Annotated in this window: 11 protein-coding genes; 6 read left to right on the forward strand and 5 right to left on the reverse strand. The window is 59.8% G+C overall.

Translation table 11 applies throughout. The features are described from left to right. Window positions 1-248: 248 nt before the first annotated feature. Window positions 249-1,151 carry an L-serine ammonia-lyase, iron-sulfur-dependent, subunit alpha gene (gene sdaAA, locus IC235_RS20875; protein ID WP_191007158.1) on the forward strand — a complete coding sequence of 301 codons (903 nt, stop codon included), beginning with the start codon at window positions 249-251 and terminating at the stop codon, window positions 1,149-1,151. Between the two features lie 79 nt (window positions 1,152-1,230). Here the strand turns inward: sdaAA and IC235_RS20880 are convergent, their stop codons facing one another. The 5 genes from IC235_RS20880 to ispF all read right to left on the reverse strand — a co-directional run bounded on the left by IC235_RS20880 (window position 1,231) and on the right by ispF (window position 6,596). Continuing rightward, on the reverse strand, window positions 1,231-2,289 hold the full coding sequence (locus tag IC235_RS20880; RefSeq protein WP_191007159.1) for a hypothetical protein: 1,059 nt from the start codon (window positions 2,287-2,289) through the stop codon (window positions 1,231-1,233). A 66-nt stretch (window positions 2,290-2,355) separates the two neighbouring features. Next, window positions 2,356-3,735: a LutB/LldF family L-lactate oxidation iron-sulfur protein gene (locus IC235_RS20885; RefSeq protein ID WP_191007160.1), complete on the reverse strand. Its 1,380-nt coding sequence runs from the start codon at window positions 3,733-3,735 to the stop codon at window positions 2,356-2,358. 281 nt (window positions 3,736-4,016) lie between these two features. Next, window positions 4,017-4,220, reverse strand: a complete 204-nt coding sequence (locus IC235_RS20890; RefSeq protein ID WP_317173628.1) for a GxxExxY protein — start codon at window positions 4,218-4,220, stop codon at window positions 4,017-4,019. A gap of 128 nt (window positions 4,221-4,348) precedes the next feature. Next, window positions 4,349-5,998 (reverse strand): M28 family peptidase, encoded by a 1,650-nt coding sequence (locus tag IC235_RS20895; protein WP_191007161.1) that lies wholly within the window; start codon window positions 5,996-5,998, stop codon window positions 4,349-4,351. 118 nt (window positions 5,999-6,116) lie between these two features. Then, a complete protein-coding gene (gene ispF / locus IC235_RS20900; RefSeq protein WP_191007162.1) occupies window positions 6,117-6,596 on the reverse strand; it encodes a 2-C-methyl-D-erythritol 2,4-cyclodiphosphate synthase in 480 nt (159 codons plus the stop codon). A 315-nt stretch (window positions 6,597-6,911) separates the two neighbouring features. Here ispF and IC235_RS20910 point away from each other — a divergent pair, with 315 nt between their 5' ends. The 5 genes from IC235_RS20910 (at window position 6,912) to IC235_RS20930 (ending at window position 14,466) form a co-directional block, all read left to right on the forward strand. Beyond that, a complete protein-coding gene (locus tag IC235_RS20910) occupies window positions 6,912-7,523 on the forward strand; it encodes a TetR/AcrR family transcriptional regulator (RefSeq protein WP_191007164.1) in 612 nt (203 codons plus the stop codon). Between the two features lie 38 nt (window positions 7,524-7,561). After that, window positions 7,562-9,241: a TolC family protein gene (locus IC235_RS20915; protein WP_191007165.1), complete on the forward strand. Its 1,680-nt coding sequence runs from the start codon at window positions 7,562-7,564 to the stop codon at window positions 9,239-9,241. A gap of 33 nt (window positions 9,242-9,274) precedes the next feature. Further along, window positions 9,275-10,399, forward strand: coding sequence for an efflux RND transporter periplasmic adaptor subunit (locus IC235_RS20920; protein ID WP_191007166.1), 1,125 nt, complete (start codon window positions 9,275-9,277; stop codon window positions 10,397-10,399). A 256-nt stretch (window positions 10,400-10,655) separates the two neighbouring features. After that, window positions 10,656-14,087: an efflux RND transporter permease subunit gene (locus IC235_RS20925; RefSeq protein ID WP_191007167.1), complete on the forward strand. Its 3,432-nt coding sequence runs from the start codon at window positions 10,656-10,658 to the stop codon at window positions 14,085-14,087. 112 nt (window positions 14,088-14,199) lie between these two features. Then, window positions 14,200-14,466: an acyl carrier protein gene (locus IC235_RS20930; RefSeq protein WP_191007168.1), complete on the forward strand. Its 267-nt coding sequence runs from the start codon at window positions 14,200-14,202 to the stop codon at window positions 14,464-14,466. Window positions 14,467-14,674: the final 208 nt, after the last annotated feature.

Raw genomic sequence — 14,674 nt, forward strand, 5'->3', positions numbered from 1 at the left:
ACTAACTTCCATTCCAGGTCACTTAATTCATGGCGACGCATAGCCCAAAATTAACCCTACACTGTCCACACACCCTAATTAACCAGTGGTGCATTTTCATTCTATAAAGCATTCACCGTAGCTTAAGAGGCTGGCCCGAATAAATAAGGGCTCTGCGCCAATCCTGTAGTTGTTAGCCTCCGGGAGAAGACACCTTCGGTCGGGGCTTTGCGTTACCTTGCTTCTACTTATTCATTCCCACCCAAGCCATGTCTTTGCTCTTCAACGATTTTGCTTCCTGGCAGGCGCACTGCGCCGATACTGGTCAGCCCCTGCATCAGCCGGTCTTAAACTATGAGATCGAGCAAAAAGGCCGCACCGAGGAAGAAATATGGAATGGCCTGCAACGTGCCTACGACGTGATGCGCGACGCCGTGCACGAAGGGCTTACCGGCGACATGACTTCACGGTCGGGCATGATAAACAACGGCGCTAAAAAGATTGCGGCCTCGCCCGTTACCGTGCTCTCACCTGAATTCAAGCAGCTTATCACCCGGGCTCTGGGTGCCAAAGAAGTGAACTCCTGCATGGGGCGGGTGGTTGCCGCGCCCACGGCGGGGGCCTCGGGCATTTTGCCCGGCGTGCTGGTGACGCTGCAGGATTTGCACAAGCTCGAAGACCACCGAATTCTGGAGGGTCTGCTGGTGGCGGCGGGCATCGCCCTGATTATCGAGCAGAACGCGTCGCTGGCCGGGGCTGTGGGGGGCTGCCAGGCCGAAACCGGTTCGGCCGCCGCCATGGGCAGCGGCGCCATCGTGTACTGCCTCGGTGGGTCCGTGGAGCAGGTATTTGCGGCCGTTGCTATCACCATTCAGTGCATGCTGGGGTTGGTGTGCGACCCCGTGGCGGGGCTGGTGGAGGTGCCCTGCGTGGTGCGCAACGCCTCCGCGGCCGCCATTGCCTTCAGCTCGGCCCAGATTGCCATTGCCGGCGTCGACCCCGTTATCCCCGTCGATCAGTGCGTGGCCGCGCTCGGCGAAGTGGGCCAGTCCATGGAAACGCGCTACAAGGAAACTGCCCTCGGGGGCCTCGCCAACACCACGCGGGGCCGGGAAATCGAGCAGCGCGTACTGGTGCAGGATATCAACATTCTGCCCGATGATGGTGAGTGAAGCATGCCAAGTCGGCTTTTTAAACAGCTTCACCATCTAGGTAAAAGGCCGCTGCCCGAACTCCCTGCTTAATCAGGCCTCACACCGCCGTTTTTAACCGTGGCGCCATGGTAAGGTGGGCCAGGAATTCCAGGGCTGGCGCGTAGCGGGCGCGTAATTGCTGGTAGTGCTGCCAGGCGGCATCGCGGTCTTGGTTCATGGGTATGCCACCCGCCGCCAGCTCTTGCCACGCGAGCTCAAAATCGGCCCGCTGGGGTTCTTTGGCGTCCTCGCCCGGCAGGATGCTGGATGGCTCGGAGCCGGCTTTATCGTCGAAGAAGCGGTATACCCGATTCAGGGCCAGGCAGCCCGCTTTGAAAGTAAGCTCTATCTGGCGGGGCCGGGGGCCCTCCACGGCGGCAAAGAGTAAGACGGCGGTGTCCAGAATTAGGCCGCTGCTGGTTACCCAGGAGCGCCCGGGCTGGGGCGAGCGGAAGAAAGAGAGAATGGGTAGGGAGGTATGGCTTTCCTCAATCTCCACAAACCACCGCTCCCATTCAGCCCATTGCAACTCGTTGTCCTGCAGCGAGCTGTTATGGTTGAGCCAGTTCAGCAAACACGCGGCCGTGGGTGGGGTACCGGCCCGCAGCTCCAGCAACGCTACCGTGACTTCCCGCCGCGAAAAGGCCTGGTAAATGGTGGGCAGATACGACAGCAGCAGCGTGAGTAACAGCAGCCCCAACGTGGCTTCGGAGTAGGTAAGCGGCGTAGTGAAGCCGTGATGAGGGGTGGCAGAGCCCAGCGTGAGTAAGGAGCTATTGCTCAGTACGTAGCACTGCACCCAACTGCCTTCGCCCAGGGCCCAGTAGAGGCTGGTGTAGCCCAGGCTCACCAACGCCTCCCACACCACGGGCAGAGCCACGAGGGCCACCGGCGCGTAGTGAGCGATAATTTTGTCGCGGCGCTCGTAGGAGTGGGCCAGCTTAGCGACCAGGTCGAAGATGGCGCGGATGCCCACGAACACCCACACGTTCAGGCGTACTACCTCGTTGCGGGGCAGCACGAACGAGCGAATGGCGGCCGACAGGGTGGTGATGACGAGTATCACGCCCCCCATACCAGTAAGCACGCGCAGGGCCAACAAGAGGAAGTGCTGCATAACCAAGGAAAATGCTGCTTACGAGCAAATCCCCGGAAACGCCGAACCCTCAAGGTATTGCCGAACCTATTGTGGCGTCTTCCGGTGCTTCCACAGCTCCCGGAACGACTGCGGAGCCACGGCCAGGGCTTCGCGCCGCTTGTTCCAGCCCACCTGGCCTAGCAGGCGGCTGAGGCTCCAGTCTTTAATGCCAGCCGGCAGGACGTCCAGCGCCCAGCGGTGTTGCATGCTCCATTTCCAGAGGCCAATGGCTGCCCGCTCCTCGGTGGGGGTATGACCTTCCTCCACGCTCTGCTGGCGGTTGAGAAGCAGTAAGTTATGGAGGGGAATGCGCACCGGGCACACGCTGGTGCAGGCGCCGCACAGGCTACTGGCGTAGCTCAGGTGCTTGTGCTCGGGCAGGCCCGACAGATGCGGGCTGATAACCGAGCCGATGGGGCCGGAGTAGGTAGTCTCGTACGTATGGCCGCCGATGTTTTTGTACACCGGACACACGTTGAGGCAGGCCCCGCAGCGAATGCAGCGCAGGGCCGCCCGCTTGTCGGGCTGGGCCAGCAGGGTGGTGCGGCCGTTGTCGAGCAGAATCACGACCATTTCTTCCGGCCCATCGACCTCGCCGGGCTGGCGCGGCCCGAAGTACACCGTGTTGTACACCGTAACCTGTTGGCCGGTGCCGCTGGTGCTGAGCAGGGGCCAGAACAGGTCCAGGTCGGTTAGGCGGGCAATAACTTTCTCGATGCCGACCACCGCGATGTGCAGCTTGGGAAAGGTGGCCGACAGGCGGGCGTTGCCTTCGTTCTCGGTCACGGCCACCGCGCCGGCATCCGCAATGAGGAAGTTGCCGCCGGTGACGCCCACCTCGGCGGCGGTATACTTGTCGCGGAGCAGGTGCCGGGCCGTGAGCACCAGCTTTTGGGCGTCGTCGGTCGATTCCGTGCCCAGGTGCTTCACGAAGATGTCGTTGATGTCGGCCTTGCTCAGGTGCATGGCGGGCGTCACGATGTGGTAGGGCCGCTCGCCGTTCAGCTGCACGATGTACTCCCCCAGGTCGGTTTCTACGGACTCAATGCCTTGGGTGGCCAGGTACTGGTTGAGGTGAATCTCCTCGGTGGTCATGCTCTTGGCTTTCACCACCGTCCTGGTATTGCGTGCTTTGGTAAGCTTGCCAATTTCGGCCAGGGCCTCGGCGGCATCCTGCGCCCAGATAACCCGGCCCCCGCGGGCTGTGAAGTTGGCTTCGAACTGCAGGAGGTATTCGTCCAGCTTCTCCAGCACGGTGGCCTTGAGGTAGGCGCCCCGGTCGCGGGCCAACTCGTGCTGGTCGTAGAGTTGCAGGCCGGCGCTCACGGCCGCGTCGTACTTGCCGATGTTGAACCGGATTTTACGGCGGTGCTCCCGGTCGAAGGCTTTCGCTTCGGCGTCTTTGAGAAATTGTTCGGCCTTCATGAGCGCAGGGTTTCGCGAAGTTTTAAAAGGAAGTCTCGCTAAGGGGGGCTGGCTTATTAGTGGCGGAACCAGTCTGGGTAAAACAATTCCCTTGATTTTAAGTGATTGCTCCTAAGTGATTTGTGCCTGGGTAATCGCCTATTCAGGATGCCAGATGAGTAGGACTGCCTTCTCTAGACCAGTATTTGTGACCGGCTACTTAAGCCAATAAAAAACAAGTCTCGCTAAGTGGGGGCTGGCTTATTAGTGGAGGTTGTTGACTAGGCGAATGATGTTGCCTTTCAGTGATTCAGGAGTTGCTTGGCATGAATGGGGCTGAGGGTTTCGCGGGATTTTAATTCGAAAATTACCTTGTTTTCCACCAGAACGTCGAGGCGAAAGCCAATGGCCAGCTTCACTCCATCATAAATCACGGGAATGGGTACCTGAGTTTCCACTTCCAAGCCGGCTTTCCGTAAATCATGCGTAAGAGCCGCCTCGTACACCGACTCAAGAAGCCCGGGCCCCAAACGGTATGCACCCGAAAAGCAGCAGTACCAGCTTGGAAATCTCGCTTTCGCTCATACCCCAAACTTAGCGAGACTTCCCTTCAAAACTTAGCGAAACTTTGCGCTCAGGGTTTATTAGAATCCACCACAATGCGTTTCTCGCGGTTGGCCAGCTCCCAGGCCGTGTGGAATATCAATCGGGCCCGCTTCTCCATCTTATCGAATTGAATCTTGCTGATTTCGTCGGTCTCCATGTGGTAGTCGGCGTGGGTGCCGTTGAAGAAAAATGCCACCGGCACCTTGTTCACCGCGAAGTTGTAGTGGTCGGAACGGTAGTAGAAGCGGTTGGGGTCGGCCGGGTCATCGAACCGATAGTCTAAATGGAGCCGGGTGTAGCGCTTGTTTTGGGCTTCGTTGATGGTCTTTAGCTCCGAGGCCAGCTTGTCGGAGCCGATAACATATACGTAGTCGGCCTTGCCCTCGTGCTCAGGGTCGGTGCGGCCAATCATGTCCACGTTCAGGTCGGCCTCGGTATTAGTCAGTGGAAATACGGGGTGCTTGGAATAGTACTCCGAGCCAAATAGGCCCTTTTCCTCGCCGGTCACGCTCAGGAACAGCAGGCTGCGGCGGGGGCCGTGGCCTTCTTTCTTGGCGCGGGCAAACGCCTCCGCCAGGGCAATGATGGCCGCCGTGCCCGAGCCGTCGTCGTCGGCACCGTTGAACACCTGCCCATTCTGCACGCCCAAGTGGTCGTGATGTGCCGATAGCACGATAACATCGTTTTTCTTATCGCTGCCCTCAATGAAGCCCAGCACGTTTTCCGTGCCCAATGGTACGCGCTGGCGGACCGCCTTAATCTGCATCGGGACTACTTTGAACGGGGCCGGCACCGGCTGCTTGGTCGAGTTGATTTTGCTCAGGTACGTTTGCATAGCCGCCTCAGTGGTACCCAGCACTTGCAGGCCCACGGTGGCTGAAGCGAAGAACTGCGGCGCGCGGCTGGGATTTTCCTCGCTCGCCATCACGGTGGCGGGCCGGCTGATGTACGGCGCCAGGCGCGCGGCCTGCTTGGCAAAGTTGCTGGTTGGGTTAAAGCTGACGAAGAAAATCGTGCGGGCTCCCTTCTGTGAGGCCACCTGGGCTTTGGCGCGGTAGTCGTCGCCCCACTTGGTGGGCGAGCCGTCCGCGCTCAGCAGGGCTTTGCCTTCGGCGTCGGTGGGTTCGCCGAGCGCAATAAGCAGGTCTTTGCCCTTTATATCCAGTCCGGCGTAATCGGAATAGCCGGGCTGCTCGATGCCGTAGCCCACAAACACGGGCGTCACAGTAGTTTCTTCCGTAAATGGCGAGTCGCTGAGGCCGTAGAAATCGACCAGCCACTGGTAGCTGGTGCTGCCTACCTTGAGGGTGGCGTCCGGGGCCCAGGTCACCTGCTCCAGGTTGAAGCGTTGCTGGTACGGGTCCGCCGCCTTGGGTACCGGGCCCTGCAAGCCAGCCGCTTTGAACTGCTCGGCTACGTAGGCGGCGGCCATATGCTGGCCTTTGGTGCCCGTTTCGCGCCCTTCGTACTCGTCCGAAGCCAGCACGGCCAGGTGAGTGCGCAGGCGCTCCGCGGTTACCAGAGCAGCATACTTGGCGCTCCAGTCGGTAGCGCCCGTCTTCGGTGCTTGGGCCGGAGCTAAGCGGGTTTTCGGGGGGGTGACTTTCGCCTTGCCCTGGGCGTAAGCCGGGGCCGCGCTGGCCACCGCCAGCAAGGCAATCAGGAGTGTTTTATGCATTCTATAATTTAAGAGAAAGATACAGTAACGCGCAGTGGCGTTTGTTTATGAATTGATAATCAGAAAATTGCTGAAATTTGGGGCCGGTACTCGGGTATCTCTATCAGTCCAGTTGGTCTTACAGCTTCTGAATGAGCACTGTCGCGTAGGCCGCTACTCCCTCTTGCCGACCTACAAAACCCAGTTTTTCGGTGGTGGTTGCTTTGATGGAAATATCATCCTCGGCAATGCCCATCACGGCCGCCAGCACGCGCTGCATTTCGGCAATATGCGGGTTCACCTTGGGCTGCTCCAGGCAAATGGTGGAATCGATGTTCCCCACCTCATAGCCCTTCGAGCGCAGTAAGCGCATTACCTCGCCCAGCAGCCGTTTGGAGTCGATGCCTTTATACTGCGGGTCGGTGTCGGGGAAGTGGAAGCCGATGTCCCGGAGGTTGGCCGCCCCCAGGAGCGCGTCGCAAATGACGTGGATGAGCACGTCGGCGTCGGAGTGGCCCAGGGCGCCGTGGGTGTGGGGCACCAGAATCCCGCCGAGCCAAAATGGCCGGCCCTCCTGCAGTTGGTGAACGTCGTAGCCGAAGCCGGTGCGAATTTTCATGAGAGTGTGTAAAAAAGCCGATGCGGACACCGCAAAAGTACCCGCCAGCCAGTTCTTGGGCGAGCTGAGCAGCGCTTCTTATCTGCAGGCTGATGCCGGAATAGGCTGGTGTTTGACTAAAATTATTAGCTTTGCGTTGCTACTGGGCTTAGCTCGTCCGTTGGTCGGGCAGCAAATATTCAGCTATGGCTAAAATAAAGTACTCACTCATCCGTCGTCCTTCGGGTTAAAAACGACTCCGCTGCAAGCCCTGAAAAAAATGACGGAAACTTTGGGTTCATTAAAAGTTTCCATTGTATCTTTGCGGCGTCAGTTATGGAAATCAAAGACCGAATCCTGCAGCACGCGCAAAGGCTTTTCATGCGCAACGGCATCAAAAGCGTGAGCATGGACGACATCGCCGCCGACCTGGCGATGTCGAAAAAGACCCTCTACAAGTGGTTTGAGAACAAGGACCAGATTGTGCTTGACATGATGCACCGCCATCTCCTCGACACCCAACGCGAGTGTGCCAACGTGATGAAGGACGCCAACTCGGCCATCGACGAGCTGTTTCGGCTGATGGAATGGATGAAGCAGGAGTTTGCCAACGTACACCCCAGCATTTTCTACGACCTCCAGAAGTTCCACGCCGAAGCCTGGAAGCTGTGGCTCACCCACAAAAATGAATTCATCCTCTCCCAAATCATTGACAACCTGCGCCGTGGCATTGCCGAAGGCCTTTTTCGACCCGACCTGGACGTCGAGGTGCTGGCGCGCCTGCGCCTGGCTCAGATAGAGTTGCAGTTCGATGCCACGCTCTACCCGCCCCGGCAGTTCGGGGCCGAGCGCGTGTCGGTGGCGCTGGTCGAGCATTTCATGATGGGTGTAGCCACGCTCAAGGGCCACCGGCTCATCAACCAGTACCGACACGTCATCGAAGAATAATCCGCTTTACCCCGCTCATCCGTTACCCTTTTGCTGTTATGAAGATGCTGTTACCTCCCAGATTTCTGCTGCTGGCTGCTCTGAGCGCGGCCGGGCCGCCGACTCTACTTGCTCAAACCCAGCCTTCGGCACTGCCAACGGCACCGCTCCCGGCCGGCACCATGCCCCTGAGCCTGCACCAGGCCGTTAGCTACGCGGTGCAGAACAAGCCCTCGCTGCTGGCCACCCGTCTGGCCGAGGAAACGGCCCGGGCCCGGGTGGGCGAAATCCGGAGTGCGGGCCTGCCCCAGGTAAACATAGCCAGCACGGTGTCCAACAACTTTAAGCTGCAAAAAAGCCTGGTTGATTTCTCCGCCCTGGGTGGCGGCTCAACGGTTACCCCGCTCACGGCCGCCGACATCGCGGCCGCGCAGGCCGGGCAAACGGTGAACATCAAACCCGTAACGCTGCCCTCGGAGCCGGTGCCGCCGCAGGCTTTCGCTTTCGGCCTGCAGTACGCCGGCAACGCCAGTGCCTCGGTGTCGCAGCTCCTCTTCGATGGCTCCTACCTCATTGGCCTGAAGGCGGCGAAGGTGTATACCGACCTGGCCCGGAAGCAAACCCAGCAGGCCGAGATCGACGTGGTGGAGCAGGTGAGCAAAGCCTACTACAGCACGCTGGTGGCCCGCTCGCGCCTGGCGCTGCTGGCCCGCAACGTGCAGCGCCTCGACACGGTACTCTACCAAACCAACCAGACCTTCAAGGCCGGCTTCGTCGAAAAGCTGGACGTAGACCGCCTGCGCGTGCAGCGCAACAACCTGGTCGTCGAGTACCAAAAGGCCCAGCGTCTCACCGAGCTGAGCGTGGCCCTGCTCAAGTTCCAGATGGGCCTGCCCCAGCAGCAGTCCATCCAGCTCACCGATTCGCTCGGGGCGGCCGTGGTGGACGCGACAGCGCTGCGCCAGCGCCTCGGGGCCGCCAGCTTCAGCAGTGGGGGAGCCGGCCAGGACGCCGTGCCCACGGCTACGGCGCCCACCACCGATAACGCCCCCGCGCAAAACCGCGCCGACCAGCAAAATGCCCTCTCCGGCGGCCTGCCGCCGGCCGCGTTGGGGGCTCTGAACTACAACAACCGCATCGAATTCTCGACCCTGGAAACCCAGCAAGCCCTCGCCGGCCTCGACCTGCGCAACCGGCAGGCCGGCGCGTATCCGCGCCTCGTGCTCACGGGGGCGTATGGTTTCTCCGGCTCGGCCAAGTCACCCGGCGACCTGTTTGCCTTCCGCGGGCCGAACTCGCGCAGCAGCAACGGCTTTCCGAACCAGAACTGGTTTGGCTTTGGTAACGTGGGGCTAAGCTTGCAGGTGCCCGTGTTCGACGGCTTCCGTCGCCGGTACCAGGTGCAGCAGGGCCGCATCGCGCAGCAAACCATTGAGAAGGGCTTTGAGACCCTGCGCCAGAGCATCGACTTGCAGGATGCCCAGAGCCGGACCACGCTGGTGAATGCGCTGGACGTGCTGGACAACCAGAAGGCCAACCTGGACCTGGCCACCGACGTGGCCCGCGTAACGCGCATCAAGTTCAACGCCGGGGTGGGCTCCAACCTGGAAGTTATTACGGCCGAAACCGAGTTGCGCTCGGCCCAGACGAACTACTACGGGGCCATTTACGATGTGCTGGTGGCCAAGGTAGACCGCGACAAGGCTACCGGTGAGCTATACAACCAGGTAAAGAAATAACGACTGAAAAACAGAACGCCAACGATTTCTCTTATGCGCCCAATCCCCCTTCTTCTGTCCGCCCTTACGCTCGCTTCCCTGGCCGCCTGTGGCGGCAGCAAAGACCCTAAGGCCGAACTCGCCAAGCTCAAGCAGGAGCAAGCCGCCAACCAAGCCAAGATAGCCGAGCTGGAAGCTAAGACCGGCCCGGCCAAGCCCACCATCTCGGCCACGCCGGTGTCGGTACTGCGCGTGCAGCCCGAGCGCTTCACGAGCTACCTCGAAGTCCAGGGCCGCGTCGACTTCGACCAGACTGCTACCGTCGGGGCCCGGGCCGCCGGCAGCCTCACCAGCCTGCGCGTCCAGCGTGGCGACCGGGTGGGCAAAGGCCAGGTGCTGGCCTCGATCGACGCTTCCATTCTCGACGCCAGCATCGCCGAGCTCCGCACCCGCCTGGACCTGGCCCGCACGGTGTACGAAAAGCAGAAAGGCCTGTGGGCTCAGCAAATCGGTACCGAAATTCAGTTCCTGCAAGCCAAAAACAACTACGAAGCCTTGCAGCGTAACCTCGCCACCCTCAACCAGCAGCGGGCCCTCTACAACGTGGTGGCGCCCTTCAGCGGCACCGTGGACGAAGTACTGCCCAAGCTCGGCGAGGTGGTAGCCCCCGGCACGCCGGTGGCCCGCCTGACCAGCGGCGCGGGGGGTAAAATACTGGCTGACGTTTCGGAAGCCTACGGCAACAGCATCAAAGCCGGCGACAAAGCCATCGTAACCATTCCGGACCTGGGCACCGCCGAAATCCCCGCTACGGTGCGCGTGGTGAGCCGCGCCATCAACCCCACCAGCCGCACCTTCACGGTGGAGCTGCGCCTGAACGGGGCCAAAGCCCCCGACCTGCGGCCCAACATGGTCGCCACGGTGCGCATCCTGAACTACAGCCGGCCCAACGCCACCGTCATCCCGGTGGACCTGGTGCAGAAGGACGAGCAGAACAGCTACGTCTACGTAGTCGGCCAGCAGGCTGGCAAGCCGGTGGCGCAGAAGCGCATCATCAAAACCGGCGCTACCTACAACGGCAAGGTGGAAGTAACCAGTGGCCTTGCGGCCAACGACCAGGTTATTTCGGCTGGTTACCAAAGTTTGAATGAAGGCGAATCCTTAGCGGTTACCCTGTAGCGGCTGGCTCCCGGGATAATCCGACAAACGTAGCCGTCGGGCCAATGAAAGCGAGGACCGACAGCAGGTACAGGTGCACACGCGGCTCCCGGACCGTTTCGTACCAAACTTTTTGGAAGAGAGGATTCCAATGCTTTACGGCTTGATCAGCCGCTTGCGAGTTGATAGCCAATGAGCTGTTAGCGGTTAGCCTAAAAAAACAGTCTTTCCCCCGAGCTAATAGCTAACAGCTAGTAGCTAAAAGCGAATTAAAACTATGCAGGACATTGAAAAAGAATTCGGCCCCACCAGCTGGTCCATTAACAACAAGACCAGTATCTACATCATCACGGTGATACTGTGTATTGCGGGCATTTTTGCCTACATCAAGCTGGGCAAGGAGAAGTTTCCGGACATCGTCATTCCGCGCATCATCGTGGCGACGATATACCCCGGCACCTCGCCCACCGACATCGAAAACCTGGTAACGCGCCAGCTGGAGAAGGAAATCAAGAGCGTGAACGGGGTGAAGAATATCAACTCCACCTCCAACCAGGACTATTGCGTCCTGGACGTCGAGTTCAACTCCGGCGTGGATGTGCAGTACGCCAAGCAGCTCATCAAGGACGCCGTGGACAAAGCCCGCAATGAGCTGCCCAACGACCTGCCCTCCCCGCCGTCGGTAAACGAGGTGAACTTCTCGGAGCTGCCCATCATGAACATCAACCTGGCCGGCAACCTGCCGCTGCATCAGCTGAAGAAGTTTGCCGACGACTTCCAGGACAAGATTGAGTCGCTGCCCGAAATCACCCGCGTCGACATCGTCGGGGCCTTGGAACCCCAGGTGAACGTGGATGTGGACCTGGACAAGCTGCGCGCCTCGCGCCTGAGCTTCTCGGACATCACCCGCGCCATTGGCTCCGAAAACGTAACCATCTCGGGTGGTTCCATCGACGTGGGCAACCAGAAGCGGGCCGTGCGCGTGGCGGGCCAGTACACCAAGGCTTCGGACATTGCCGATATTCAAATCAAAAACCTGAACGGCGCCGCCGTGCGGCTCGGCGATATCGCGACGGTGCAGGACGCCTTCAAGGACCGGGAGTCGTACGCCCGCCTCGATGGCAAAACGGCCATTGCCCTGAACGTGGTGAAGCGCCAGGGCGAGAACCTGATCGACGCCTCCGACAAAATCAAGCAGATAGTCGAAGAGTCGAAGAAAACCCTGCCCAAGGAGTTGACCATCACCATCACGGGCGACACCTCGAACGATACCCGCGTAACCCTGCACGACCTGATCAACACCATCATCATTGGCTTCCTGCTGGTAACGCTGATTCTGATGTTTTTCATGGGCACTACCAACGCCCTGTTCGTGGGGCTCTCGGTGCCGATTTCGATGTTTCTGGCTTTCCTGCTCATTCCCATCTTCGGCTTCTCGCTGAATATGATTGTGCTGTTTGCCTTCCTGCTGGCCCTGGGTATCGTGGTGGACGATGCCATCGTGGTAATCGAAAACACCCACCGCATCCTGCACGAGCACCCCCAGCTGACTACCGCCAAAGCCGCCAAGTTCGCGGCCGGCGAGGTATTCGTGCCCGTGCTGGCGGGTACGCTCACCACGGTGGCGCCCTTCGTGCCGCTGCTGTTCTGGCCCGGTATCGTGGGCTCCTTCATGTACTACCTGCCCGTCACGCTGATTCTGACGCTGATGTCGTCGCTCGTGGTGGCCTTCATCATGAACCCGGTGTTCGCCGTGAGCTTCATGGAGCGCGAAGACCACCACAGCGAGGAGAGCAAGCCTAAACTGACCCGCGGCTTTCTCTTGGCCATGGCCGGGTTGGCCATTATTGCGGTTATCGGCTACTTCGCCGGCTCGTCGTTCGTTGGCAACTTGATGCTGACGGTCATTCTATTCTGTTTCCTCAACGTCTTCGTGTTCTCGAAGATGATTGCCTGGTTCCAGACCCGGGCCCTGCCCCGCTTCCAGAATGGCTACGCCAGTTTAGTGCGCTGGGCCATCGGCCACCCGGCGCTGGTGATGGTAGGCATGGTGGTGCTCTTCGTGGGCTCGTTCGTGGCCCTGGGGATCCGTGGCCCCAAGGTGGCCTTCTTCCCCAAGGGCGACCCGAAGTTTGTGTATACCTACCTGAAAATGCCGGTGGGTACCCGGGTGGAGGTGACGGATTCGATAACGAAAGTGCTCGAAAATCGCATCTACGGCGTTATCGGCCGCAACAACCCCGATGTGGAGTCGGTGATTACCAACGTAGGCATTGGCGCGACCGATGGCAGCGAAGGCGGGGCGCCCGGAGTGTCGCAGTCGCACCTCGGCAAGGTCGGCGTTGCGTTCAAGGAGCTCAGCGAGCGCCGGGGGCCGGCTACCAGCATCTACATGGACTCCATTCGTAAGGTGGTCAAAGGCATTCCCGGCGCCGAAGTCTCCGTTGACCAGGAGGCCAGCGGCCCGCCCACGGGCAAGGAAATCGCCATTGAAGTGGCCGGCGACGACTATGTGGCCCTGGCCAAGCTCTCGAAGAAAGTAACCCGCTACATCGACTCGCTGAAGATCGGGGGGGTTGAGCGCCTGCGCTCCAACCTGGAAGACCGCAACCCCGAAATTGCCGTTAACATCGACCGGGCCCGGGCCAACCGTGAGGGCATCAGCACCGCCCAGATCGGCATGGAAGTGCGGACGTCCATCTACGGCTCGGAGGCCAGCAAATTCAAAACGCCGGACGACGAATATCCCATCCAGGTGCGCTATGCGGAACCCTACCGCTCCGATGTCAACGCCATCGTGAACGCGCCGCTCACTTTCCGCGACGCCACGGGCCAGGTGCGCCAGGTACCCATCAGCTCGGTGGCCGATGTGACTTATGGCACCACCTACGGCGGCATCAAGCGCAAAGACGTGAAACGGGTTATCACCATTTCCTCGAACGTGCTCAACGGCTTTACCGGCCCCGACGTGGTGCGGAACATCCAGACGGCCCTCAAGGCTTTCCCCACGCCGCCCGGCTACGAAATCCGCATGGGGGGCGCTCAGGAAAATCAAAAAGAAACCAGCGACTTCCTGCCCCTGGCCGGGGCTCTCTCGCTGGGCCTCATCTTCCTGATTCTGGTTACGCAGTTCAACTCGTTCAGCAAACCGCTCATCATTCTCTCCGAGGTGTTGTTCTCGATTGCTGGCGTGTTTTTCGGCCTGGCCATTACGGGCATGAACGTCAGCATCGTGATGACGGGCGTGGGCATCATCGCTCTGGCCGGCATTGTGGTGAAAAACGGTATTCTGCTGGTTGAGTTCACCGATATGCTGCGCAGCCAGGGCATGCCCCTGCGCGAGGCCCTCGTCTTGGCCGGTCGCACGCGTCTCAACCCGGTGATTCTTACGGCCACGGCCGCCATCCTGGGCCTCATTCCGCTGGCCATCGGCTTGAATATTGACTTCTACGAGCTGTTCAACTCCGGCAACCCCCACTTCTTCATCGGGGGCGAGTCGGTGGTATTCTGGGGCCCGCTGGCCTGGACCATCATTTTCGGCCTGAGCTTTGCTACTGTCATCACGCTGGTCGTCGTGCCCGTGATGTACTTACTAAGTGAAACCCTCAAAGGAAAAATAAATGGGAAAAATCCGGATAACGTTGCAACCATTCCGGCCGAGGCGGACTCTGAACTAATATCCGCCGAGCAATCGCGGGTACTGGTTTAACAGTTTATGCGTTGATGGATCCCATTGGTAAGTTTTGTTGCAGCACTAACCACTGATGGGCTCCCTCGCCGCGCGACGCCTGCTACCTGATATCCCTTTTTTCGCAGCCATTATGTACGTTTCCGCCACTACTTCAGCCCCCGGCGCCTCCATTGAGCAGCAGGTTTTTCGCATCATCAGCAAGCGTAAGGCCATTCGGGCCAGCCGCGTGCGCAAAACCGCCAGCTTGTCCCGCGACCTGCGTTTCGATACGGTGGATGTCGTCGACATCATCCTGGAATTAGAGCGCAACTTCAGCATCGTTATCCCCGACGAGGTACCCCTCTACACGGTGGGCGACTTCGTGCGCTACGTGCGTGACCACGCCGCCGCGGCATAAATAACCCTAGCTGATAAAACGGAAAAGACCCCGGCCAAAAGGCGGCTGGGGTCTTTTCCGTTTTATCTTCGGTTACGTACGATATTTCCGGGCACTAGAAGGCTACGTAAGCAACTACGCGGCGCTTCACCAGCAGGTGCTTGAGGCTTTTCGTCAGTGCCTAGACCCAGGCGAATGCATTTCCCAAGCGCGAATGAATACAAAGCCA

The organism is Hymenobacter montanus (assembly GCF_014699115.1).
Taxonomy (GTDB): Bacteria; Bacteroidota; Bacteroidia; order Cytophagales; family Hymenobacteraceae; genus Hymenobacter; species Hymenobacter montanus.

Coding starts and splice junctions, on each gene's coding strand:
- sdaAA (WP_191007158.1), top strand. CDS start 249: ATGTCTTTGCTCTTCAACGATTTTGCTTCCTGGCAGGCGCACTGCGCC.
- IC235_RS20880 (WP_191007159.1), bottom strand. CDS start 2,289: ATGCAGCACTTCCTCTTGTTGGCCCTGCGCGTGCTTACTGGTATGGGG.
- IC235_RS20885 (WP_191007160.1), bottom strand. CDS start 3,735: ATGAAGGCCGAACAATTTCTCAAAGACGCCGAAGCGAAAGCCTTCGAC.
- IC235_RS20895 (WP_191007161.1), bottom strand. CDS start 5,998: ATGCATAAAACACTCCTGATTGCCTTGCTGGCGGTGGCCAGCGCGGCC.
- ispF (WP_191007162.1), bottom strand. CDS start 6,596: ATGAAAATTCGCACCGGCTTCGGCTACGACGTTCACCAACTGCAGGAG.
- IC235_RS20910 (WP_191007164.1), top strand. CDS start 6,912: ATGGAAATCAAAGACCGAATCCTGCAGCACGCGCAAAGGCTTTTCATG.
- IC235_RS20915 (WP_191007165.1), top strand. CDS start 7,562: ATGAAGATGCTGTTACCTCCCAGATTTCTGCTGCTGGCTGCTCTGAGC.
- IC235_RS20920 (WP_191007166.1), top strand. CDS start 9,275: ATGCGCCCAATCCCCCTTCTTCTGTCCGCCCTTACGCTCGCTTCCCTG.
- IC235_RS20925 (WP_191007167.1), top strand. CDS start 10,656: ATGCAGGACATTGAAAAAGAATTCGGCCCCACCAGCTGGTCCATTAAC.
- IC235_RS20930 (WP_191007168.1), top strand. CDS start 14,200: ATGTACGTTTCCGCCACTACTTCAGCCCCCGGCGCCTCCATTGAGCAG.